Consider the following 24,086-nt stretch of genomic DNA (forward strand, 5'->3'; position numbering starts at 1 on the left):
TTGCGCTGGAGAAGCCTTGGTCTCGCTTGGCATACTTTTGCCACACATTAAGGAGATTGATGATGGACAAAACAATCCGTCGCGGCTCATTTGAAATGACCGCCGCCATGCTGATATCCGGGACGATCGGCTGGTTTGTGCTGGTGTCCGGGCAGCCGGTGCTCGACGTGGTGTTCTGGCGCTGCGTATTCGGCTCCGGAACGCTCTTGCTGATTTGCGCCGCTTTCGGTTTTCTGCGCCCTGGCATTCTGACCCGCACCACATTCCTGTTGGCGGTGCTCAGCGGTGTGGCAATCGTCGGCAACTGGGTATTGCTGTTCGCTTCGTATTCACGGGCCTCGATTGCCATCGGCACGGCGGTGTACAACGTGCAGCCGTTCATGCTGGTGGGATTGGCGGCGCTGTTTCTGGGCGAGAAGATCACCCTGCAAAAGCTGTTCTGGCTGGCGATTTCATTTATGGGGATGCTGGCCATCGTCAGTGCCCACGGCGGGCAGGGCGAGGGCGGCAATGATTACCTGATGGGAATCGCACTGGCGCTGGGGGCCGCGTTTCTGTACGCCATCGCCGCGTTGATCATCAAGCGCCTGACCGGCACGCCGCCGCACCTGATTGCGCTGATCCAGGTCTGCACCGGTGTGCTGCTGCTCGCACCGTTCGCGCATCTTTCAGCGCTGCCGCAGGCGCCGAGTGCCTGGGCCAGTCTGGTGACGCTGGGCATCGTACACACCGGTTTGATGTATGTGCTGCTTTACGGCGCGATCCAGAAATTGCCGACGGCACTGACTGGCGCACTGTCGTTCATCTATCCGATCGCGGCGATTTTCGTCGACTGGTTTGCCTTCGGGCATCAGTTGCAGATCCTGCAATGGATCGGCGTGGCGGCGATTCTGCTGGCCGCTGCCGGCATGCAACAGGGCTGGGGCTTCAGGTCGCGGCGTCTGGCGGCGCAGTAATCCTCAGATGTTCCAGCGCGGCGCGGTTTTCGCCAGGCGCTGGCGCATCTCGCCGATGTTGAACGCCAGTTGCCGGGTCAGCAGACGATAACCGTCCAGCGGGCTGTAGACCGGCGCGTCGAGGCTGGCGTCCGGCAAATCCAGCGGACGCCCAAGGCGCTGGGTCGCACCGGTTTTCAGGGCTCGGGCCATGCCGATCAGTTGAACGCGGATCTGCCGGTGCTCGGCCTTCAACGCCGATTGCAGGTGCGCCATGGCTTCAGGGTCATTGGAGTCAGGACGGGTGTTGCCGAGGATTTCCAGGGTGCTGATGCACATGCGCAGGTTGCGCTGGATCGCATCCAGTTCGGTCATCGAGACCTTCACTTCCTTGGACACCGACGGCATCAACGAGCGCAGTTGTACCATCACCGTGTTCAGCCGGCCCATCAGTTTCAGGTGTTCGTCGGCGGAAATCGGCTCGCCGCCGATGATCCGCCCGTACACCGTGGCGCAATCGCGCAACGCGTCGGCCAGGTTGTAGCGCCACGAATACACCGCGTACAGCGGCAGGGCGAAGGAAAAGGCCAGGGCCAGAGCGATACCGATCAGGATATCGACCCCGCGCCACAGCCCGTCGGTGATCGGGTTGTCGCCATGCCCGGCGACAATGAAAACGGTGATGGCCGAGAGCAGGGCGGTGTAGCCGCCCTTGCCGATGGCGTGATACGAGAAGAATCCGCACACCACCGCCATCGCAAAATAAGTCAGCCACGGCACCCCCAGCCAGGCCTGTTGCGCCACTAATAACAGACCGACGCCGGCACCGATCAAGGTGCCGGTGGCGCGTTCGGCGGCTTTCTTGCCGATGTTGCCGTGGTGCTGCAAACCTCCGATCACCACCAGCATGGTCACCGACGCCCACTCGCCGTGGGGCAGGTTGATGCCGGTGGTCAGCAGGATCGTCGCGAGCAGTCCCAGTGCTACCCGCACCGCATGAATCAACCGCGCATGCCGGTAGCGACGGTACGGATCCAGCAGCGGCCGCAGGATCCGCCGCAATAGCGGCGGCCAGCGGTGGGGGCTGAAAGTGCTCAGCGGTGATCCCTCCTCAGAAGATGTAATCGGTGGCGATGAAATTCGAATCCCGCCCGCGAATGATTTCGCTGATCAGATCCTTGTTGGGCTCCTGGAACTTGGTCGCCACCAGCGTCCGGATCGAAAACACCCGCAACGCATCGTGTACCGACAGCGTGCCTTCGGCGGAGTTCTTGCGCCCGTTGAACGGGTAGGTGTCCGGGCCGCGCTGGCACTGGGCATTGAGGTTGATCCGTCCGACCTGGTTGGCGAAGGTGTCCACCAGGCGACCGACCGCCACCGGGTTGGTGCCGAAGATGCTCAGTTGCTGGCCGAAGTCCGATTCCAGAACATAGTCGATCACGGTATCGAGATGGCGATACGGCACGATCGGCACCACCGGGCCGAACTGTTCTTCCTGATACACGCGCATCTGCGGCGTCACCGGGTACAGCACCGCCGGATGGAAGAACGATTCCCGCGATTCGCCGCCATTCGGGTTGACCACCTTCGCACCTTTGCTTTTCGCATCGGCCACCAGCCCGTGCAGGTAATCGACTTTGCCCGACTCCGGCAGCGGGGTCAGTGATACGCCGCTGTCCCACGGCATGCCCGGTTTGAGGCTGGCCAGTTTGGCGTTGAATTTTTCGATGAAGCTTTCGACCACATCCTCATGCACAAACAGGATTTTCAGTGCGGTGCAGCGCTGCCCGTTGAACGACAGTGAGCCGGTAACCGCTTCACTCACCGCGTTATCCAGATCGACTTCCGGCAGGACGATGCCGGGGTTCTTCGCATCCAGCCCCAGCGCGGCGCGCAAACGGTGCGGTTTCGGGTGCAGCTTCTTCAGGTCGCTGGCGGCCTTGTTGGTGCCGATGAACGCGAAGATGTCGATCTTGCCGCTGGCCATCAGCGCACTGACGGTCTCGCGGCCGCTGCCGTAGATCACGTTGATCACGCCGGTCGGGAAACTGTCGCGGAAGGCTTCGAGCAGCGGACGGATCAGCAGCACGCCGAGCTTGGCAGGTTTGAACACCACGGTGTTGCCCATGATCAACGCCGGAATCAGCGTGGTGAACGTCTCGTTCAGCGGATAGTTGTAAGGGCCCATGCATAGCGCCACGCCAAGCGGAACGCGGCGGATCTGGCCGAGGGTGTCCTGTTCCAGTTCAAAACGGCTGGAGCGACGGTCGAGTTCTTTCAGGGCATTGATGGTGTCGACGATGTAGTCGCAGGTGCGGTCGAACTCTTTTTCCGAGTCCTTGAGGTTCTTGCCGATTTCCCACATCAGCAGTTTCACCACGGCGTCGCGCTGCTGGCGCATGCGCCCGAGAAAGGCTTCGACGTGCTGGATGCGTTCCGCTACGCGCAGGGTCGGCCACAGGCCCTGACCACGGTCGTAGGCGCGTACCGCAGCGTCGAGGGCGGTGAGGGCGGTGTCGGCGTCCAGCAGCGGTGTGCTGCCGAGGATCACTTGTTCGTCGCCGTTGTCGCCTTGCAGATAGACCGGGCTGCGCACGGTGGCGAGCGGGCCGTCCCAGCGGCGCAACTGGCCGTCGACCAGGTATTCGCGTTGTTCGACCTGGCCGTCGAGGCGGTATTTTTCCGGGATGTCGCTGACAGAAGGGAACAGATTGCCAAGGATGTTTGCTGTGGTCATGTCGCTACCCGCGTGTCATTGAAAAAGTCTGTAACGGTTATACGCCTGAATGCGCCGAAATTTAAACCCGCAAATGTCACGCGAATGTCACGCAGAGGTGCAAGGCAGAGGGCTCGGCAAGACGCCCGTCGTTTAGCCGATACCGAGCCGCATTCCGGCTGTCCCCGTTTGCCCCCTTCACTGGCCCGCAATGCCCTCAACGCCTTGTCGCCGCGGCCTTAAGGTGTGATCACAACAATAAGTGACACCCCACGCGAGGATCGTTATGCGGGCATCCCGAATCATGTTGCTGCTGATGCTGGTCGCTGCTCTGGTCGGCTGCGGCGAAGACCCCAAACCCCCGGTCAGCACGAATAACGCCATTCCCAAAGATCCGGCGCTGGCGCAGATCTACGCCAACAGCTGCCAGCTCTGTCACGCCAACCCCGCCGCCAACGCGCCGCTGACCGGTGACCGCAAGGCTTGGGAACCACGCATCCAGCAAGGTGCCGACACGCTGCTCGACCACGCGATAAACGGCTACAACGGCATGCCGCCGATGGGCCAGTGCGTCGAATGCTCAGAAGAACAATTCCTCCAGTTGATCGGCTTCATGGCCGATCAGCCGCTGCCACAATAAAGGTGCGAGCATGACGATGGATCTGACTCGACGTCAGCTGTTGCAACGGGCAAGCATCGTCGGCGCGTTCAGTGCGCTGGCGACGAATCCGGCCTTGGGCCAATTGATGCGCGCGCCCCGGTTGATCCCGTGGCGCAACTGGTCGGGCGGGCAGAGTTGCCTGCCGGCGGCACGAGTGGCGCCAAAGAATCTGGATGAACTGATGGCGGTGATCCAGCAGGCACCGGGCAAGATCCGCCCGGTCGGCTCGGCGCATTCCTTCAGCGCGCTGGTGCCTACCGACGGCACGCTGCTTTCGTTGAGTTATTTCAACGGTCTGCTTGATCACGACCCGAAGACCCTGCAAGCGGAGTTCGCCGCCGGCACGCCGATGTCGCGCATGGGCGTGCCGCTCAAGGACGTCGGTCAGGCCCTGAAGAACATGGCCGACATCGACTATCAGACCCTCGCCGGGGCCATCTCCACGTCGACCCACGGCACCGGCAAGACTTTCCAGTCCTATTCCGCCCAGGTCTGCGGCCTGCAACTGGTGACGGCCAGCGGCGAGGTGCTGGACTGCGACAGCCAGCGTCATCCCGAGGTGTTCAATGCTGCGCGGGTGTCCCTCGGTGCGCTGGGCGTGGCGACGAAGATCCGCCTGCAAAACCGCCCGGCCTATCGCCTGCGCGAACGTCAGTGGATCGCCAAAACCGAAGAGCTGCTGGAAGACCTCGACAAGAACACAAGCGAAAACCAGCATTGGGAAATGCTCGTCGTCACTCACTCCGACTACGCCTTGTCGATTGCCCTCAACGAAACCACTGACCCGGCCACGCCACCGACTCCCCCTGAAGAGGAGGGCGGCAACGAGTTCGTGACCCTGATCGAGAAGCTCGACAAGTACGGCAGCGATTTCCCGGGCCTGCGCACTTCGCTGCTCAACAGCATGCGACATCTGGCGAGTTTCGAGGATCGGGTCGGCGACTCGTTCGACATCTACGCCAACGTGCGCATCGTGCGTTTCAACGAGATGGAGTATTCGGTGCCCGCCGAACACGGCCCGGCGTGCCTGCGCGAGATTCTCAAGCTGATCCGCGACAAGGATCTGCGCACCTGGTTTCCCATCGAGTACCGCTACGTCAAGGCCGACGACATACCGCTGAGCATGTTCGAGGGGCGCGACAGCTGTTCGATCTCGGTCCACCAGCACTACCAGATGGACCACCACAACTTCTTCGCCGCCATAGAGCCGATCTTCTGGAGGTACAACGGCCGCCCGCACTGGGGCAAGTTGCACACGCTCAACGCCCGGACCTTGCAGGCGCTGTACCCGCGCTGGAGGGAATTCATTCAGGTGCGCGAGGCGCTGGACCCGAGCGGCAAGTTCCTCAACGCGCATCTGTCGTCGATTCTGGGGGTGAGCTGATGGCGGTCAATCGACGTAATTTCGTGCTCGGCACCCTGGGTGTCGGCGCTCTGCTGCTGGGTGTGGGTGCGTGGCTGCGGCCGGGGGATCGCGGCGGCCCTTACAGCGAGTATTTCCGCGCACTGAACAACGAGCTGAAAGCAAAAGGCCCGATGCGCCCTGTGTTGTTGATCGATCTGGATCGCCTCGATCACAACATTGACGTGGTCATGGGCTCGGTCAAACGCAGCGGCAAGCACCTGCGACTGGTAGAGAAATCGTTACCGTCGCCGGGACTGCTCAGCTACATCGGGCAACGGGCCGGGACGCAGCGATTGATGTCGTTTCATCAGCCGTTTCTCAATCACGACGCGCAGGTTTACCCGCACTCCGACATTCTGCTCGGCAAGCCACTGCCGGTGCGCTCGGCCGAGTTGTTCTATCAGACCCACAAAGGCCCGTTCGACCCGGCGAAGCAGCTGCAATGGCTGCTCGACAACCCCGAACGTCTGCAGCAATACCTCGCACTGGCTCAAGGTCTTGGCACGCGGATGCGGATCAACATCGAGCTGGACGTCGGCCTGCACCGGGGCGGCGTCAGCGATCTGAACGTGCTCGGGCAGATGCTCGCGCTGATCGCCGCCAACCCGCAGCATCTGGAATTCGCGGGGTTCATGGGCTACGACCCGTTCGTGGGCATGGGCGTGCCGGGGATTCTCGGGTCGCCCGAAGAACTGTTCGCCAAGGTGATGGTGATTTATCAGCGCTGCGTGGACTTTACCCGGCAGCAATATGCGGCGCTGTGGCATGACGGCCTGTGCCTGAACACCGCCGGCAGCCCGAGTTATCGCATGCATGAAAACGAAACCCTGAGCAGTGAAGTGTCGGTGGGGACGGCGATGCTCAAGCCGACTCATTACGATCTGCCGTCACTGGTTGAACACGAACCCGCCGCGTACATCGCCACGCCGGTGCTGAAAAGCACCGGGGCGGTGAATATTCCGGCGCTGGACGACAAGTCGAAGCTGTTTTCGTGGTGGGACACCAACCAGCGCCAGACTTTCTTCATTTACGGCGGTAACTGGATGGCCGAGTTCGAATCGCCGCCGGGGCTTCAGAGCAATGGTGTTTACGGTCGCAGCTCGAATCAGGAGATGGTCAATGGTTCGAATGCTGTGGGGCTGACGGTGGAGGATCAGGTCTTTCTGCGGCCGACGCAGACCGAGGCTGTCCTTCTGCAATTCGGTGACTTGCTGGCGATGCGTGGCGGCAAGATCGTCGAGACCTGGCCCGTCTACACCTGACTCAAAACCACCACAAATCCCCCCCTGTGGGAGCGAGCTTGCTCCGGGCGGCGTTCCGACGAAGGCGTCCTGTCAGTCAGCATCTATTCGACTGGCACACCGCATTCGCGAGCAGGCTCGCTCCCACAGGATTTTGTGTTGTCTGCCAAATCCCGATTGATTTCTGTAATGAAGCTTTTATGACAAAAGTTCGGTAGCACATCGCCAGTCCGGTCATGCCTATGTAACGCGCTTGAGGGGCCCTTGGGGCACTTTTCACAAGCCGAGGCGGGACGCCGGGAGTGAGGCAATGGGGACTATGGAACGCTACTCGAAAGTGGGCATGCAGGAACTCGATCAACGCCTGTCGAAGATCGTCGAAGCGGCGCGCAAGAAGCCGGTTTCGGTGTATCGCTACGGCGCGCCGTGGGTCTGGATCGTGTCGCAGGATGACTGGCAGGGCGCCTTGAAAGAGGTTTCCAGCTACATTCCGTCGGGGCATTCGCTGGTGCTGCTGCGCCCGCAGATCGACGACCTGTTCGACGCCCACGCCGATCTTCTGCACGAACTCAACGCCCAGCCCGGCATGCTGATCCCGGCGCAAACGGTCATGCACATCCTGCTCCTGCAACTGTTGTATTCGGTGCCGAGCGAGCAGCAGCTGTTCGAGCAACTCAATTACAACCTGCTGTTTCGCTGGTTCGTCGGCCTGGGCCTGAACCAGAAAGTCTGGAGCTACAACGTCCTCAGTCGCGACATCGCCACGCTGCTCAACGAGCCCCGTGCGGTGCTGCTCATTCAGAAAATCATCGGCGAAGTGTTCTGCGGTGCCTTGCTGCAAATGCCCGAGTTCTCCTTGAATTTCGCGCTGCTGCACACCTGGCTGGGCAAGCACGCCTGCGCCCCGCACGTCAGCAACTGACGGCGGCCAGCAACCGACGCAATACACAGGGCGCCGAGACGCCAACAGGTCATCGCGAATTTCAGGGGGTAGTGTGGAGCAGATTTTCACGTCACGGCTGGCGCTGTGGAGCTGGCTGCTGGTGACGGCCGGCGTGCAGCCGGCGTTCGCCGAGGAGGCCGCAAACGCAGGTGCGCAGCGTCTGGTGGACGTCAACGAATACTTCGTGCGCGGCAACACCGTGCTCGATGCCCGGGCCATCGAAGAAGCGGTGTACCCGTTCCTCGGCCCGCAAAAAGCCCTGAGTGACATCGAAGGCGCGCGGGATGCCTTGCAGAAGGTCTATCAGGAACGCGGCTACCAATCGGTGTTCGTCGAACTGCCGGAGCAGGCGGTGGCCGACGGCATCGTCTACCTGCAAGTCAGCGAAACCAAGGTCGGCCGGGTGCGGGTGGTCGGCGCCAAACACTATTCGCCGCTGGACATCCGCGACAACGTCCCGGCGCTGAAGGAAGGCGAGGTGCCGGACTTCGCCAAGGTCCAGGGCGAACTGGCGCAACTCAACAAGACCCCGGGCCGGCAGGTGATGCCGCTGGTTCGCGAAGGTCAGCGCCCCGGCACCATGGACGTCGATCTGCAGGTCGAAGACCAGAACCCGTGGACCGCCAGCGTGGGGCTGAACAACGACTACAGCGCCGACACCGAAAAGCTCCGCGCCGTGACCAGCCTCGGCTACAACAACCTCTGGCAACTCGGCCACAGCCTCAACCTGACTTACTTCACCGCACCGCAGGACACCGACAACGCCAAGGTCTGGTCCGGCTCGTACACCGCGCCGCTGACCGACCGCTGGAGCGTGCAGTTCTCCGGTTACCAGTCCGACAGTAACGTCGCCACCATCGGCGGCAGCAATGTGCTCGGCAAGGGCCATTCCTACGGCGTGTCGGCGATCTACACGATTCCGTCCAGCGGCAGCTGGTCGAACTCGCTGTCGGCCGGCATCGACTTCAAGGACTTCGACGAACGCCTGACCCTGTCCGGCGAGAGCGACAAGGTGCCGCTGAAATACGCGCCGTTCACCTTCGCCTACAACGGCTACCGCTACACCGAAAAGAGCCAGCTGGGTCTCGGCCTGAGCCTCGTTGCGGCTACCCGCAGCATTTTCGGCTACGGCAGCTCCGACGAAGAGTTCGACTACAAGCGCTACCGCGCCAAGCCGAGTTTTGCCGTGCTCAAGGGCGACACCAGTTTCACCTGGACCTTCGACAACGACTGGCAAAGCGCGAGCAAAGCCGCGTTCCAGCTGGCGTCGGGCCCACTGGTTTCCAACGAACAATTCTCCGCTGGCGGCGCGACCTCGGTACGCGGTTATCTGGCTGCCGAACGCACTGGCGATGACGGCGTGTTGCTCAGTCAGGAAGTCCGCACGCCTTCGCTGGCCAGGTACGCCGGCAACTGGATGCAGGACTGGCGCTTCTACGCCTTCGCCGAAGGCGCGCAACTGTATCTGCGCGACGAATTGCCGGATCAGGACGCCAGTTACGCCCTGGCCAGTGTCGGCCTCGGCACCCGCGCCAGCCTGAGCAAATGGCTGTCCGGCAGCGTCGACTGGGGCTATCCGCTACTCGAAGGGCCGAACACCTCGAAACAGGAATCGCGCCTGCACTTCAACCTTCAAGCCACTTTCTAAAGGAGCACGTTCCATGCAGCGCCTCATTCTTTCGTTGTTGATCTGCCTGGGCTTCGTGCTCCCGGCCACGGCTCAGGCCTGGTGGCAGGACGACTGGCATTACCGTAAACAGATCGCCGTCGACACCACGCCACAAGGTGCCGGGATCAATCAGGCCCTGGGCCGCACCGCGCTGCTGGTGCGCCTGCACACCGGCAACTTCACCTTTGATGGCGTGAAAGAGGACGGCTCGGACCTGCGTTTTGTCGCAGCCGACGACAAGACCGTGCTCAACCACCAGATCGAAAGCTTCGACGCGCTGATGGGCATGGCGCTGATCTGGGTCGATGTGCCGAATGTCGAGGGCGGTCAGCGCCAGGACATCTGGATGTACTACGGCAACCCGAAAGCCCCGGCCACCGGCAACGGCCAACTGACATTCGATCCGAATTACACCGCGCTCTATCACTTCGACGGCGCCACCGGCACCCCGGCCAAAGACACCACTGCTTACGGCAACACCGCGCAGAGCGCGACCGGCGCCGCCATCGACGGCGTAGTGGGGCGGGCCTTGCAGTTCAGCGGCCAACCGTTGTTGCTGCCGGCCAGTCCGTCGCTGCAGCACAACGCCGGTAGCGCCTTCACCTTCAGCGCGTGGCTGCGTCTGGATCAGGCCAGTGGCGAGCAACTGATCCTGGCCCGTCGCGAAGGCGTCAACAGCCTGCTGATCGGTGTGAATCAGGGTGTGCCGTTCGTTGAGATCAGTGGTCAGCGGGCTGTCGCCACGCAACCGCTGAATCCCGGTCAATGGCAGCATGTCGCGCTGACCGCCGAAGGTTCGAAAGTGACGCTGTACATCAACGGCCGCGAAAGCGCAGCGCTCGCTCAAGCGATGCCGGCGTTCAATTCGGTCATGGCCATTGGTGCGGACCTTTCACCGGGCGCGTTCCAGCCGTTCGTGGGCGCCATCGATGAACTGCGCCTGTCGAAAGTCGCCCGTCCGGCGCCATTGTTGCTGGCCGACGCCACTTCCCAGGGCGCCGAGTCGAAACTGGTGGCCTACGGGGTCGATGAAGAACAGTCCGGCTTCGGTTTCGGCAGCCTCGGTTTCCTGCTCAATGCCGTGCCGGTGGATGCGTGGGTGATCATCGCGGTGCTGGTACTGATGATGTTCCAGTCGTGGTTCATCATGCTGCGCAAGAACCGCACCCTCAGCCGTGTCACCGCCGCCAACGAAGCGTTTCGCGAGCAATTCGCCAAGGTCGGCACGCGCCTGGAAATGTTCGCCGACGACGCGCAACTCGCCCAGCGCTTGCAGCACTCGCCGCTGTGGCGCCTGTATCAGGTGGCGGTGAAAGAAATCCGCACCCGCCGCGAGCAAGGCGCCGATACCTCGTCGGTTTCGGCGGCGACCATCGAAGCCATCCGCTGCTCCATGGACGGTGTGCGCACCCGGGAAAACCAGCAACTGAGTTCGAAACTCTCGACCCTGTCCAACGCCATCGCCGGCGGCCCGTACATCGGTCTGCTCGGCACCGTGCTGGGGATCATGGTGGTGTTTCTCGGCACGGCCATGGCCGGTGACGTCAACATCAACGCCATCGCGCCGGGTATGGCGGCTGCGTTGCTCGCCACGGCCATGGGACTGTTCGTCGCGATCCCGGCGCTGTTTGGCTACAACCGCCTGATCACCCGCAACAAGGAAGTCAGCGCCGACATGCGGGTGTTCGTCGACGAGTTCATCACCCGCCTGGCGGAGATGCACGGCGAAGGTCAGTCCAGTGAAGCAGCGCATCAGCGCGGCCATCACGTCAACCACTCCGTACCGGCCTGAGGAGCACTGACATGGCGTCCGTAAATGCCTCCCACGACGATGATGAAGATGCAGCGGTGGACAGCATCAACATCACCCCGCTGGTGGACGTGCTGATGGTGGTGCTGGTGATGTTCATCCTCACCGCCACCGCGCAGGTCTCCGGGATCCAGATCAACCTGCCCAAGGCCAGCGCCGCGGTGTCGCTGTCCGAGGCCAAGACCAAGGCGATTTCGGTCAACGACGGCGGCCAGGTGTTCCTCGACGCCTACCCGGTGACACTGCCGGAGCTGGAAGAACGCCTGCGCATCGAGAAGGCGCAAAACCCGGACTTTCCGGTGATCGTGCGTGGCGATGCCACGGTGCAATACCAGAAAGTCATCGAAGTGCTGGATCTGCTGCGCCGGCTCGAACTGTCCCAGGTCGGTCTCGTCACCGGCAAACCGACGCAGGGCTGAGTCATGACTGCACAGATGCCGATCGAACCGCTGCCGGTGAAGAAATCGCCCGTGCGCTACCTGAAGTGGGGCGCCGGGTTGATCCTCGGCGCACTCGCTGCGTGGTTCCTGTGGCAGTGGGCCAACGACATGAGCGGCATCCGCCGCGAAGCGCCGAAGGTGCCGACGATCATTCCGTTGCCGCCACCGCCACCTCCGCCGCCGGAGAAACCGCCGGAGCCGGAAACCCCGGTGGAAGAAAAAGTCGTCGAGCCCGAACCGACGCCCGAGCCACAGGAAGTGAAACCCGAAGAAGAAGCGCCGCCATCGCCGGCGGACGACCTGGCCAACCCGATGCAAATGGACGGCGACGCCCAGAGTGGCAACGACGCTTTCAACATCGGCGCGGGCAAGGGCGGCGGCATGGCCGGTGCGGGTGGTGGACGTGTGGGCAACGGCACCTACAGCCAGTTCCTCGCGTTCACCTTTCAGAAGCTGCTGCGGGAGAACCCGGACCTGCGCAGCCTCGCGTTTTCGCTGCAGGCCGATGTGTGGCTCAGCAGCGTGGGTGAAATCACCCGGGTCGAACTGGTCAAGTCCAGCGGCCATCCGGACATCGATACGCAGGTTCTGGCCGCGCTGCGCAATGCGCCTGCTTTGAGCGAACGGCCACCGGCCTCCATCACCTTGCCCGTGCGCATGTCCCTGCAAGGGCGACGTCCGGGTTAACCGAATTCATAAAGCTGTATGAAAAGGAGTTGTGTGCAGATGATTTCCAACGTGAATCGATTGTCCCTGGCGGTCGGCATGGTCATCGCGACCCTGGTCGGTCAGGCCGCGGCAGCGCCTGCGCCCTCGGAGAACGCCACGATCAATCTGATCCGCTTGCTGGTCGAGCAGGGCATTCTGAAACAGGACAAGGCCGACGCGCTGATCGCCCAGGCCCAGAACGAAGCGGCCCAGGCCAGACAGGCTGCGGCGTCTACTGCCGTGGCAGCCGGGCCGGTCGCCGCACCGGGCGATGTGCGGGTGCAATACGTGCCGGCGGCGGTGCGCGAGCAGATCCGCGATCAGGTCAAGGCTGAAGTCATGGCCACCGCCAGGCAGGAAAACTGGGCGGCGCCCAACACGTTTCCGGACTGGGCATCACGCATCAGCTTCGACGGCGACATTCGTCTGCGGGACGAATCGCGCTATTACTCGGGCAGCAACAGCAACGAAATCGTCGACTTCGCCAAGCTCAACAACAACGGCCCGTACGACGTGAACCCCAACAGCAGCACCGCGTTGCCGCCGTTGCTCAATACCCGTGAAGACCGTACCAACGTGTTCCGCCTGCGTGCGCGTCTGGGCATGAAAGCGGAGATTTCGCCGCAATGGACCGCCGGCATCCGCATCGGCACAGGATCCGACAACAACCCGGTGTCGACCACCCAGAACCTCGGCGGCGGTTTTGCCAAAAAGGACATCTGGCTCGATCAGGGTTACCTGACCTGGAAGCCGTCGGATCAACTGACCCTGACCGGTGGCCGCTTCGCCAACCCGTTCATGTCCACCGACATGCTGTATTCCAACGACCTGAACTTCGACGGTGTGGCGGCGATTTTCGACCACAAGCTCAGCCGCGACTGGAGTGTGTTCGGCACCGTCGGCGCATTCCCGGTGGACTACACCAACGACACCACCACCAGCAACGGCTTCGACAAGGAAGAAAGCGACAACAAGTGGCTGTACGGCGCGCAGATCGGCGCCAAGTGGGCGATCAACAGCAACCACCGCTTGAAAGGCGCGCTGGCCTATTACCGTTTCGATGACATCGAAGGCCAGCGCTCCAGCCCTTGCGAACCCTGGGCCGGAGCGCCGGGCTGCGACAGTGACGGCACCCGTGCGGCGTTCATGCAGAAGGGCAACAGCGTATTCCTGCTGCGTGACATCACGCCGAATCCGCTCAACCCGACCACCACGCCGCAGCCGCAATTCGTCGGTCTGGCCTCGGAGTTCAACCTGCTGGACCTGAACCTGGTCTGGGACGCCGACCTGCCTGCCGACTTCAAACTGCGCAGCCAGGGCAACTACATCCACAACCTTGGTTACGACGAAGGCGACATGCGCAAGCGCTCGGCGGGGCAACTGGTCAACAACCTCGACAGCAACGGCAACATCGAGAGTGGCGCCAATGCGTGGATGGTGCAGTTCACCCTGGGCAACGCGCTGGACCTGAAGAAGCAGGGCGACTGGAACCTATTCGCCGGCTACAAGTACATCCAGCCGGATGCCTTGCCGGACGGTTTCAACGACTCGTCGTTCCACCTCGGCGGCACCAACGCCAAGGGCTACATCCTCGGCGGCAACTACGGTCTGGCGAAGAACGTTTACGCCACCGGTCGCTGGATGAGCACCGAGGCGGTGTATGGCGCGCCGTTCGACATCGACGTCCTGCAGCTCGAGATCAACACGCGCTTCTAGGGCGCCGGGAGAGGGTTATGAAAATCCGCTTTTTATGGCTTGGACTGGGGATGTTGATTGCCGCCGGGGCGAGCGCCGAAGGCATGGAAGAGCGCCTGCGCACCCAGTTGCGCAGTACCACCCAGCAACTGCAAACCCTGCAAAGCCAGCAGGCACAGGCCAGCGCCGCGCAACTGGCAGCGCAGAACGAAGCCAAGGCAGCGCAGGCGCAAATCAAGCAATTGACCGCCGAACTGGCCAAGGCCAAAGGCCTCGCCGAGCAACTGGCGGGGCAGCAGCAAAGCCTGCACAGTCAGGCCCGGGCCCAGGTGGCGGCCAGCAACGAGCAGGTCGGCAAGTTCAAGAAGGCCTATGACGAGCTGTTGGTCATGGCCCGTGCCAAAGAGGCAGAACGGTCTAAGCTTCAGGCGCAATTGGCCGAACGTGACACACAAGTGCAGCAATGTTCGGTCAAGAATCAGCAAATGTACGGCGTGGCCAAGCAGATCCTCACCGCCTACGAAAACATCGATGTGGCCGAGGTGATGAAGATCCGCCAGCCCTTTGCCGGCAGTGCCCGGGTCAAGTTCGATGAACTGGCCCAGGGCTTTGGCGATGAACTGTACAAGACCCAATTCGATGCGCCACAAGCGGCGCTCGCACACTGATGAACAAGGAAGAAGTCATGACTCAATTGATCAGTCACGTATCCCCGCAATCCCTGACCGAAGTGCTGCAAACCGCCGGTTATCGCGTCAACCAGACCGAACAGAACGGCATCGTCCAGTTGCTCAGCGCCAGCCAGGGCATCGGTTACGCCGTGCGTTTCGGCAACCCGGCGGTGGTGGAGCAGGGCAGCTACGTCGACTTCACCTTCAGCTGCGCATTGCGCGTACAGGGTGAGCTGCCGGCGGGTGTGGCCGAGCAGTGGAACGCGACCCGCCGCTTTGCCCGGTTGTCGTTGCAGGGCGAGTTTCTGGTGATGGAAATGGACGTGGTGGTGGCCGCTGGCGTCAGCAGCGATTACCTGCGCGGCAATCTGGAACTGTGGGATCGCCTGTTGCAGGAGTTCATCGTGTATCTGCGTGACTTCACTCAGAACAGCAACGCGCAAGCCGCCAAAGTAGCCGAGTCAGAGGAAGTTGCGCTGTGACCAGACCTGCCATGGTGATCAGCGCCGCTGCGGTGGCGCTGTTGGTGGTGGCCGTGGCGCTGGTGGTGCGGCCGGGCAATGACCCGGTCGCCGCCCAGCAACCGGCGCCGGTCGTGGGCGCCAGTGCCGGGCCGGCGGTGGCGCGACTGGGCAATCAGCAGGTCACGCCGGAGGAATTGCAGGCGTTGCTGGCGGCTGTTCCACCGCAGACTCGCGAGCAACTGCGCGGCAATCGCGAGGCGCTGGAGCGCTGGATACGTTCACGTCTGGCTGAAAAAGCCGTGCTGGAACAGGCCGATGCCCAGGGCTGGGCGCAGCGTCCGGACGTGGTTCGGCAGACTCGTGCCGCCACTGAGCAAATAGTGTTTCGCGACTATTTGCAGTCGGTGAGTAAAGTCCCGGCGGATTACCCCAGCGCCGCCGAGTTGCAGCAGGCCTATGACGCAGGCAAGGCCAACTGGCAGACACCGGCGCTGTATCGGGTCAGCCAGATTTTCCTCGGGGTGAACGAGCCGCAGAATCTTGAGGCCGTGCGCAAGCAGGCGGTGGAGTTGAGCAAGAAAGCCCAGGCAACCCCGGCGGAGTTCGCGGCACTGGCCAAGGAATTTTCCCAGGATAGGCTCACTGCCGAACGCGGCGGCGATACCGGTCTGCAACCGTTGCAGCAACTGGTGCCGGAAGTCCGTGGTGCCGTGGCGCGACTCAAGGTCGGCGCGGTCTCCGAGCCGGTGCAAAGCAGCGCCGGGTTTCACGTGATCAAACTCACCGAACAACAACCGGCCCGCACCGCGACCCTTGATGAACTGCGTGATCAACTGACCCAGGCCTTGCGTGCGCAGCGTCAGGAACAGATCGCCCAGGCGTATCTGGACGGCATGCTCAATACCGCGACGCTGAGCATCGACGGGGCCGAACTCAACAAGGTGCTGGAAGGCAAGCAGATACCGCAGTGATGAGGGCGTAGTGGCGAGGGAGCTTGCTCCCGCTGGTCTGCGAAGCAGGCCTTCCTTGGGGGCCGCTGCGCGCACCGGCGGGAGCAAGCTCCCTCGCCACGATGAAACTCACCACTGAGTGATGGATTCGAACAAACAAAGATCGACAGGGAGTCATCGATGTCATTCACCGAACCCGCAGGACGACAGGGCAGTCCCGATTTTCGCTGGCCGCAGGAAAAGGCCGAACCCTGGCTGGCGCAGGTCGCGAAAATCGAGGGCGACATCGCGCAATACTTTCTGGTCAGCGCCCGTTGCGGCTGCTTCATGCAGGCCGCCCGCAGCCTCAACGTGCGTTCGACCCTGTTGCGCAAACAGCTGGCGCAGCTTGAACAGCAACTGCAATGCGCGCTGTTCAGCTTCCAGGGCAGCGCCTTGACCCTGACCCGCGAAGGCCAGCAATTGCAGGCGCAACTGGTCGCGCTGGCCCACGAACGCAAATTGCCGGTGATCGAGCAACCCCTGATCAGGTTGGCCGTCGCCGAATCGATCCTGCACGACATCCTCGGCCGCGACCTCATCGCACTGCTGCGCCGCAACGCCAGCGTTCGTCTCGAAATCATCGCCCTCGACAGCGAATTGGCCCTGCGCGCCGTCAGTGCGGACATCGTGTTGTGGCTCGCCCATGGCGAAACCCCGCATCCCGGCCCGACCTTCGCCACCAGCGAACCGCAACGTCTGGCGCAACTGGAATACCAGCCGCACATTGCCAAACGTTACTCCCGCGTAACTGCACGCCCCGAAAGCCCGGACGACCTTGCCGATTTCATGCTGGTGCAATGGCAGCATGACCGACAGATCGACAGCTTCCGGCCGTGGAATGAACTGGTCGAACAGCGCTTGGCTGGCGTGGTGCAGATGCAGTCTTATGAACTGATGCTGGAGATGATTCGTTGCAGTGCGTGCATCGGGTTGTTGCCGATGTACATGAGCCGGTTTGATCGCGGTTTGGTGGCGTTGCCGGGGGTGTTTGACGAGGCGATGCGGTTGCAGGCGTGGTTGGCGGTGAACAGTGAATCGCAGGAGGTCGGGGAGGTGCAGACCTTGGTGGAGTTGATTCAACGCACGTTCAATGAGCGACAGGAGTGGTTTGAGTAGTTTTTCTTCGATCGTTCCCACGCAGACGGTTCGACGCCTCGACGTGGGAACGATCAAGGGTGATGGAGCTGTCCCAGATACAATCACATTTCGAGATTGATCCACCCCGGTCTGGCCACCTCCGGCGCCACCGCTTTCACGGTCTTGCCGGTGGCCAGCTCCACTCGCCGCGCCACCTCCGGATCATCGGCAAACGGCGTCAGACTCGCATCATCCAGGCTTTCAGCCGTTTCATGGCGCAAGCAGTACTCCACCGACAGCCACAGAAACAGCACGCCCAACACATTCAAAAAAACCTCGAACATGACCGGCTCCCCTGATCAGGCGATCTGCGCTTGCCGGTGGGCAATCGCAACATCCGCAACCCGCACCGTGCGCCACACGTTGTAGGCCATCAGCAACATGCCCGTCAGGAAAAACACCCCGCCGGCAAACCGTACGACGAACCCCGGATGACTGGCCTGCAGCGCTTCGACGAACGAGTAGGTCAGCGTGCCGTCCTCGTTGATCGCCCGCCACATCAGGCCCTGGGTGATGCCGTTGACCCACATCGAGGCGATGTACAACACGGTGCCGATGGTCGCCAGCCAGAAGTGCAGGTTGATCAGCGGTGTGCTGTGCATGCGCTCGCGACCGAAGACTTTGGGCACCATGTGATAGGTCGCACCGAAGGTGATCATCGCCACCCAGCCGAGGGCACCGGCGTGTACGTGGCCGATGGTCCAGTCGGTGTAGTGGGAGAGGGCGTTGACGGTCTTGATCGCCATCATCGGACCTTCGAAAGTCGACATGCCGTAGAACGCCAGCGACAGAACGAGGAAACGCAGGATCGGGTCGGTGCGCAACTGATGCCAGGCGCCGGACAGCGTCATCATCCCGTTGATCATGCCACCCCAGCTCGGTGCCAGCAGAATCAGCGACATCGCCATGCCGAGGGATTGCGCCCAGTCCGGCAGCGCGGTGTAGTGCAAATGGTGGGGGCCGGCCCAGATGTACAGGGTGATCAGCGCCCAGAAATGCACGATCGACAACCGGTACGAATACACCGGCCGATTGACCTGTTTCGGCACGAAGTAATACATCATCCCGAGGAACCCGGTGGTCAGGAAGAAGCCCACCGCGTTGTGCCCGTACCACCACTGCACCATGGCGTCGGTGGCGCCGGAATACACCGGATAGGACTTGAACCAGTCCACCGGGATCGACAGGTGATTGACCACGTGCAGCATGGCGATCACCAGGATGAACGCACCAAAGAACCAGTTGCCGACGTAGATGTGTTTGGTCTTGCGCCGCACCACGGTGGTGAAGAACACGATGGCGTAAGCCACCCAGACCACGGCCATCCACACCGCGCCGGAGAATTCGATCTCGGCGTATTCCTTGGTGGTGGTGTAGCCCATCGGCAGGCTGATCAGCATGATCACGATCACCGCTTGCCAGCCCCAGAAAGTGAACGCGGCGAGTCTGTCCGAGTACAGTCGCACCTGGCAGGTACGTTGCACCGCGTAGTAACTGGCGGCGAATTGCGCGCTGCCGGCGAAACCGAAAATCACCAGGCTGGTGTGCAACGGCCGCAAGCGCCCGAAGGTGGTCCACGGCAAGTCCAGATTCATCTCCGGCCATACCAGTTGTGAGGCAATCCATACCCCCATCGCCATCCCGACCACACCCCAGAAAACCGTCGCGATAACGAATTGGCGGACGACCTTGTAGTTATAAGCCTGTCCGATTGTTGCTGTGCTCATGGTCAATTCTTCCACGGTTGCAAAGTCTTGCCAGGCCACCCGGTCTGGCACGAGCTGCACTGTAGAAACCCCGCCAGAAACAAAACAGGCTCAGGAATTGTTCATTTATGCGGATCAGATCAAGGCTTTACCTGCGGCCATCTGCCGCGCCCTGATACGGTTTTTATGCGTTCAGGTGAATCTGTAACGGGCTGCGCTGCAACGTCATAGTGCTTTCAGGAATCTGTGGGAACGAGGTATCTAGAGATTGCGCGATCTGGCGCAATCTCTAGATACCTCGTTCCCACAGGAGTTGTGCTGAGTGCTGATGAGGTAGCCGATGTATCAATACGATGATTACGACCGGGCGCTGGTGTTCGAGCGAGTTGCGCAGTTTCGCGACCAGGTCGAGCGCTTCATGGCCGGGGAATTGAGCGAAGAAGAGTTCCTGCCGCTGCGCCTGCAGAACGGCCTCTACATGCAAAAGCACGCCTACATGCTGCGGGTGGCGATTCCTTACGGCACGCTGAGCGCCGGGCAGATGCGCACGTTGGCGAGCATCGCCAGTGACTACGACCGGGGCTACGGCCACTTCACCACGCGGCAGAACCTGCAGTTCAACTGGATCGAACTGCACGAGGTGCCGGACATTCTCGAACGCCTGGCGCAAGTCAACATGCATGCGATCCAGACCTCGGGCAACTGCGTGCGCAACATCACCACCGAAGCCTTCGCCGGGGTCGCGGCGGACGAGTTGATCGATCCGCGTCCGCTGGCGGAGATCCTGCGGCAGTGGTCGACGATCAACCCGGAGTTTTTGTTCCTGCCACGCAAATTCAAGATCGCCATCTGCTCGGCGAAACAGGATCGCGCGGCGATCATGATGCATGACATCGGCTTGTACCTTTACCCCGGTCGCGACGGGCAGATGCTGTTGCGAGTGATCGTCGGTGGCGGTCTGGGGCGCACGCCGATTCTCGGTCTGCAGATCCGCGACGGCTTGCCGTGGCAACACCTGCTGTCCTACGTCGAGGCGGTGCTGCGGGTCTACAACCGTCACGGCCGGCGCGACAACAAGTACAAGGCGCGGATCAAGATTCTGGTCAAGGCGCTGGGTATCGAGGCGTTCGCCAAAGAGGTCGAGGAAGAATGGCAACACCTCAGGGACGGCCCGGCACAACTGACCGACGATGAATACCGGCGGGTCGCCGGCGCCTTTGTGCCGCCGGACTATCGCACGCTGGCCGGGACCGACCTGGAGTTTGGCACGCACCTGGCCGACAACCCGGCGTTCGCCCGTTGGGTTGCGCGCAATGTGCAACCGCACAAGGTTTCGGGCTACACCAGCGTGGTGTTGTCGACCAAGCCGGGTCCGGCCTCGCCACCGGGGGATGTCACGGGTTTGCAGATGCTGGCCGTGGCCGACTGGTCCGAGCGCTTCGGCTTCGGCGAAATCCGCATCGCCCACGAACAGAACATCGTGCTGCCCGACGTGCCAAAATCCGAGCTGTATGCGTTGTGGCAACTGGCGCAGGAACAGGGGCTGGGCGCCGCCAACGCCGGATTGCTGACCGATATCATCGCCTGCCCCGGCGGTGATTTCTGTGCGCTGGCCAATGCCAAGTCGATCCCCATCGCCCAGGCGATTCAGGCGCGCTTCGACGACCTCGATTACCTGCATGACCTCGGTGACATCAGCCTGAACATCTCCGGCTGCATGAACGCCTGCGGCCATCACCACATCGGCAACATCGGAATTCTCGGCGTCGATAAAAACGGCAGCGAGTGGTATCAGATCACGCTTGGCGGGGCACAGGGCAAGAACAGCGCGCTGGGCAAGGTCATCGGCCCGTCGTTCAGCGCCGCCGAAGTGCCGCAGGTGATCGAACGGATCATCGGCACCTTCGTCCGTTACCGCGAGGCCGAAGAACTGTTCGTCGATACCGTGGCACGCATCGGCCTGGAGCCTTTCAAGGAGCGGGTCTACCCGAAAGCCCTGGAGGTGTCGGCATGAACAATCTGCTGCGGATGGAGGCGGGCGGGGCGCGGATCGTGCTCGACGATCCGTGGACGCTGATCCGTTCACCTGAAACAGCGTCCGGTTCCGGGATGCTGATTCTGCCGCTGGCCCACTGGCTCGAATCACCCTCGACCCACGCAGTCTGGCTGGGACCCGACGATAGCGTCGAAAGTCTGCTGCCATGGCTGGCCTCGCTGCCGTTGATCGCCCTGGATTTCCCGAGCTTTCGCGACGGCCGTGCCTACAGCCAGGCCTATCTGCTGCGCAGCCGTTTCGGCTGGATAGGCGAGTTGCGGGCCATTGGCGATGTGTTGCGTGATCAACTGAGCCACATGCGCCAGTGCGGGTTCGACAGCTTCGCCGTGCGCGAGGACAAATCCGCCGAGGATGCGCTCAAGGGGCTGGCGGGAATGAGCGTGTTGTACGGGCGCTCGGTGATCGAGCCGCGGCCGTTGTTCCGGCGCAGGTGAGGCAGGGGAAACCCTTAGAACCCTGATGAATCGGGGATTTTTCCTTGGGTCGATGCTGGCCTTTTGGTAGAGTCCCCGTCGCCAGCGGGTTTTCGGCTGGACGACGGAACGAAGAAGGGAGTCTGATCAGTGAGTCCGGGCAAAAAGATTCTGGGCCTCACCGCGTTGCTGTTGATGCTGACGCTGTGGGCCGGCTACATCTACGTATTCAATGAAAACCGCGGTGGCCAGCTCGGCGGTGTCGGCGAAAGCACCGCGTGGTGCGGCACGCCGCCGTCCCCGGATGCAGCGCTGCAGGGCAAGGATCAACTGACCCTGCGCATCACCAACAACCTGCGCGGCGAGTTCATGCTCAGCGGTGCGGTGGTGGTTTCAGAGCGCACCTTCAACCGCTATGACCTGGGCCGCAACGAATTGCGTCTGCGCCTGGAACCGTTACAGTGGTCCTACGGCGTCACGCCGATCTTCCTGGAACAGGTGAAAGTGCTGCCGTTGAGCCGCAACCTGGCCTCGACGGATAAAAGTGCCTTTGCCCAGCTCGAATCGCGACCGATCGGCGTTCAGGGCCAGGTCACCGAATTCCCTTTCGACACCTATCGCTACGGCTACAAACCGGTGCTGTATTACCTCAAGGGTAACGAGCGCATCGACCTGCGTTTCAAGAACATCACCACGCTGATGGAGATGTCCAATACCTTCACGCCGATCCAGAAGTACAACCGCGCCGATTACATCAACGAGAAAGGCTCGGTGGTCCGCGACGAAGACTACAAGGCGTATGGCGCCCATGAATGTGCGTTCAGTGTCGAACGCAAAGGCTCGTTCAAGGTTGTGGTGCTGCTGATGCTGCTGGTGCTGTGCCTGCCGTTGTTGCTGGTGTTCTACCGCGACGAGCCGGGCATCGACTTCCTCGCCACGCTGGTGGGGATCGGCGTGGTGCGCACGGTGCTGGTGGGGCCGGTGCAGGATTTCCAGCTGTACAACATCGACTTTCTGTTCGGCGCGGCGATTCTGCTGGTGGGTACGGTCTCGCTGGTCAAGGCGATGCGGCTCAATAGCCGGCGGGAGATGGCGTTGCGCAGCGGGGAGACGTCGACCTGGTGAGGCGGATCCGCACCCTGGCGTGAATTATGATTTCGGCCAGGGCAAAGCCTGTGGATTTAGCTATACCTGTAACTCCTCGATGCAACAAATCAGGCCTTCTGACAGGAGTTACAGCATGAAGCTAGCCGTAATGATGAGCACCCTGTGCATTGCCACGCTTGGAGTCGTGGGCTGCTCCAGCAAAACCGTCGCTCCGGATGAGTATTCAGGCTTCCTCAAGGACTATAGCCAGCTGAAGGAGGCCAAATCACCGTCCGGTGCCGAGGTCATGCGCTGGGTCGATCCCAAGCTCGATATCAACAAGTTCACCAGCGTCTATATCGAACCGACCCAGCTCTATCCCAAGCCTCAGCCAACGGTAAAAATCCCGCAACAGACCCTCAATGGCATCACGGCGTACTACGACCAGGCACTAAAGCGCGAAGTGGGCAAGTCCTTGCCGCTGGCCGCCGGGCCTGGCCCGGGTGTGATCGTGGTGCGGGCGGCCATTACGGCGGTCAGCAGCAAGACCGAGGGGCTGCATGCCTATGAAGTGATCCCGATTGCCCTGGTGGCGGCAGCGGTCACGACCGCCAGCGGCAGTCGCGATCAGGAAACCACCCTGGCCACCGAAGCCGTGTTCCTCGATGGTGGCAACAACAAGGTGGTGGCGCAGGTCGTGCGCAAGGGCACCGGCAAGCCTCTGGAAAACGACTCTCAGGTCATGAAAGCCGATGACGTGAAAGCCGTGATCGATGGCTGGGCGTCTGACATGCACCAGTCCTATCTGAAAATGAAGTCCAAATAAAACGGGCCTGGTGGCCTCCACGGCGTGAGTCGTGGAGGCCGGTTGGCGAGAGCGGGGCTGTCAGTGCTTTTTGGCCTGTTCGCGAATCCGCTCCTCCTGCTCGCGCAGTTCCGGGGTGAACTCGGCACCGAAGTCTTCTGCGCTGAAAACCTGGCGAATCTCGATCTCGGATTCGGTGCCCGGCATCGGATTGGGACAGCGCTTGACCCACTCGATGGCTTCTTCCTTCGATTTCACGTCCCAGATCCAGTATCCGGCGATCAGCTCCTTGGTTTCGGCGAACGGACCGTCGATCACACTGCGTTTCTCGCCGCTGAAACGTACGCGGGCGCCCTTGCTGCTCGGGTGCAGGCCATCGGCGGAAACCAGGATGCCGGCCTTGGACAATTCTTCGTTGTAGTTGCCCATGTCGGTCAGCAACTGTTCGCTGGGCATCACGCCGGCTTCGGAGTCCTGGCTGGCTTTGACAATGATCATGAAGCGCATGGTGTTTCTCCGTGAGAAGTAGGGGG

General features: G+C 61.9%; 23 protein-coding genes. 18 read left to right on the plus strand and 5 right to left on the minus strand.

Features of this window, described 5'->3' with window-relative positions:
* Window positions 1–62 precede the first annotated feature (62 nt).
* Window positions 63–956, plus strand: a complete 894-nt coding sequence (locus tag ACK6BI_RS19200) for a DMT family transporter (RefSeq protein WP_409318337.1) — start codon at window positions 63–65, stop codon at window positions 954–956.
* Window positions 957–959: 3 nt separating this feature from the next.
* Here ACK6BI_RS19200 and ACK6BI_RS19205 read toward each other — a convergent pair whose 3' ends face one another.
* Window positions 960–1,997: an FUSC family protein gene (locus ACK6BI_RS19205; RefSeq protein WP_409318296.1), complete on the minus strand. Its 1,038-nt coding sequence runs from the start codon at window positions 1,995–1,997 to the stop codon at window positions 960–962.
* Between the two features lie 49 nt (window positions 1,998–2,046).
* Complete coding sequence (locus tag ACK6BI_RS19210; protein ID WP_409318297.1) at window positions 2,047–3,672, minus strand: NADP-dependent glyceraldehyde-3-phosphate dehydrogenase; 1,626 nt, start codon at window positions 3,670–3,672, stop codon at window positions 2,047–2,049.
* 265 nt (window positions 3,673–3,937) lie between these two features.
* Here ACK6BI_RS19210 and ACK6BI_RS19215 point away from each other — a divergent pair, with 265 nt between their 5' ends.
* The 13 genes from ACK6BI_RS19215 (at window position 3,938) to ACK6BI_RS19275 (ending at window position 17,466) form a co-directional block, all read left to right on the plus strand.
* Complete coding sequence (locus ACK6BI_RS19215) at window positions 3,938–4,291, plus strand: c-type cytochrome (protein WP_409318298.1); 354 nt, start codon at window positions 3,938–3,940, stop codon at window positions 4,289–4,291.
* 76 nt (window positions 4,292–4,367) lie between these two features.
* A complete protein-coding gene (locus ACK6BI_RS19220) occupies window positions 4,368–5,696 on the plus strand; it encodes a D-arabinono-1,4-lactone oxidase (protein ID WP_409318338.1) in 1,329 nt (442 codons plus the stop codon).
* 74 nt (window positions 5,697–5,770) lie between these two features.
* Window positions 5,771–6,979 (plus strand): DSD1 family PLP-dependent enzyme, encoded by a 1,209-nt coding sequence (locus ACK6BI_RS19225; protein WP_409318339.1) that lies wholly within the window; start codon window positions 5,771–5,773, stop codon window positions 6,977–6,979.
* Between the two features lie 289 nt (window positions 6,980–7,268).
* On the plus strand, window positions 7,269–7,880 hold the full coding sequence (locus ACK6BI_RS19230; protein WP_409318299.1) for a transposase: 612 nt from the start codon (window positions 7,269–7,271) through the stop codon (window positions 7,878–7,880).
* Between the two features lie 73 nt (window positions 7,881–7,953).
* Window positions 7,954–9,549: a ShlB/FhaC/HecB family hemolysin secretion/activation protein gene (locus ACK6BI_RS19235; protein ID WP_409318300.1), complete on the plus strand. Its 1,596-nt coding sequence runs from the start codon at window positions 7,954–7,956 to the stop codon at window positions 9,547–9,549.
* Window positions 9,550–9,562: 13 nt separating this feature from the next.
* Window positions 9,563–11,362 carry a DUF2341 domain-containing protein gene (locus ACK6BI_RS19240; RefSeq protein WP_409318301.1) on the plus strand — a complete coding sequence of 600 codons (1,800 nt, stop codon included), beginning with the start codon at window positions 9,563–9,565 and terminating at the stop codon, window positions 11,360–11,362.
* 11 nt (window positions 11,363–11,373) lie between these two features.
* A complete protein-coding gene (locus ACK6BI_RS19245) occupies window positions 11,374–11,799 on the plus strand; it encodes a biopolymer transporter ExbD (protein WP_007955109.1) in 426 nt (141 codons plus the stop codon).
* A gap of 3 nt (window positions 11,800–11,802) precedes the next feature.
* Entirely contained in the window at window positions 11,803–12,507 is a 705-nt protein-coding gene (locus ACK6BI_RS19250; RefSeq protein WP_409318302.1) for an energy transducer TonB, read from the plus strand.
* 39 nt (window positions 12,508–12,546) lie between these two features.
* Entirely contained in the window at window positions 12,547–14,244 is a 1,698-nt protein-coding gene (locus ACK6BI_RS19255) for a putative porin (RefSeq protein ID WP_409318303.1), read from the plus strand.
* Window positions 14,245–14,261: 17 nt separating this feature from the next.
* Window positions 14,262–14,891: a DNA repair protein gene (locus ACK6BI_RS19260; RefSeq protein WP_409318304.1), complete on the plus strand. Its 630-nt coding sequence runs from the start codon at window positions 14,262–14,264 to the stop codon at window positions 14,889–14,891.
* Between the two features lie 17 nt (window positions 14,892–14,908).
* On the plus strand, window positions 14,909–15,376 hold the full coding sequence (locus tag ACK6BI_RS19265; protein WP_409318305.1) for a YbjN domain-containing protein: 468 nt from the start codon (window positions 14,909–14,911) through the stop codon (window positions 15,374–15,376).
* Window positions 15,373–16,329: a peptidylprolyl isomerase gene (locus ACK6BI_RS19270; RefSeq protein ID WP_409318306.1), complete on the plus strand. Its 957-nt coding sequence runs from the start codon at window positions 15,373–15,375 to the stop codon at window positions 16,327–16,329. The genes ACK6BI_RS19265 and ACK6BI_RS19270 overlap by 4 nt, the downstream gene beginning before the upstream one ends.
* 159 nt (window positions 16,330–16,488) lie before the next feature.
* A complete protein-coding gene (locus ACK6BI_RS19275) occupies window positions 16,489–17,466 on the plus strand; it encodes a LysR family transcriptional regulator (protein WP_409318307.1) in 978 nt (325 codons plus the stop codon).
* Between the two features lie 83 nt (window positions 17,467–17,549).
* Here the strand turns inward: ACK6BI_RS19275 and ACK6BI_RS19280 are convergent, their stop codons facing one another.
* Together ACK6BI_RS19280 and ccoN are read right to left on the minus strand one after the other, a co-directional pair.
* Entirely contained in the window at window positions 17,550–17,771 is a 222-nt protein-coding gene (locus tag ACK6BI_RS19280) for a cbb3-type cytochrome c oxidase subunit 3 (RefSeq protein WP_409318308.1), read from the minus strand.
* Window positions 17,772–17,786: 15 nt separating this feature from the next.
* On the minus strand, window positions 17,787–19,214 hold the full coding sequence (gene ccoN, locus ACK6BI_RS19285) for a cytochrome-c oxidase, cbb3-type subunit I (protein WP_409318309.1): 1,428 nt from the start codon (window positions 19,212–19,214) through the stop codon (window positions 17,787–17,789).
* Window positions 19,215–19,533: 319 nt separating this feature from the next.
* Between ccoN and ACK6BI_RS19290 the strand changes: the two genes are divergently transcribed.
* The 4 genes from ACK6BI_RS19290 to ACK6BI_RS19305 all read left to right on the plus strand — a co-directional run bounded on the left by ACK6BI_RS19290 (window position 19,534) and on the right by ACK6BI_RS19305 (window position 23,574).
* A complete protein-coding gene (locus ACK6BI_RS19290; RefSeq protein WP_409318310.1) occupies window positions 19,534–21,207 on the plus strand; it encodes a nitrite/sulfite reductase in 1,674 nt (557 codons plus the stop codon).
* On the plus strand, window positions 21,204–21,683 hold the full coding sequence (locus tag ACK6BI_RS19295; RefSeq protein WP_409318311.1) for a DUF934 domain-containing protein: 480 nt from the start codon (window positions 21,204–21,206) through the stop codon (window positions 21,681–21,683). The genes ACK6BI_RS19290 and ACK6BI_RS19295 overlap by 4 nt, the downstream gene beginning before the upstream one ends.
* A 129-nt stretch (window positions 21,684–21,812) precedes the next feature.
* Window positions 21,813–22,787: a hypothetical protein gene (locus ACK6BI_RS19300; protein ID WP_409318312.1), complete on the plus strand. Its 975-nt coding sequence runs from the start codon at window positions 21,813–21,815 to the stop codon at window positions 22,785–22,787.
* Window positions 22,788–22,902: 115 nt separating this feature from the next.
* Window positions 22,903–23,574: a DUF3313 domain-containing protein gene (locus ACK6BI_RS19305; RefSeq protein WP_409318313.1), complete on the plus strand. Its 672-nt coding sequence runs from the start codon at window positions 22,903–22,905 to the stop codon at window positions 23,572–23,574.
* 60 nt (window positions 23,575–23,634) lie between these two features.
* Here the strand turns inward: ACK6BI_RS19305 and ACK6BI_RS19310 are convergent, their stop codons facing one another.
* Window positions 23,635–24,060 (minus strand): YciI family protein, encoded by a 426-nt coding sequence (locus tag ACK6BI_RS19310; RefSeq protein WP_409318314.1) that lies wholly within the window; start codon window positions 24,058–24,060, stop codon window positions 23,635–23,637.
* Window positions 24,061–24,086: the final 26 nt, after the last annotated feature.

This window comes from Pseudomonas sp. KCJK9016, from assembly GCF_046231795.1.
Lineage (GTDB): Bacteria > Pseudomonadota > Gammaproteobacteria > Pseudomonadales > Pseudomonadaceae > Aquipseudomonas > Aquipseudomonas bananamidigenes.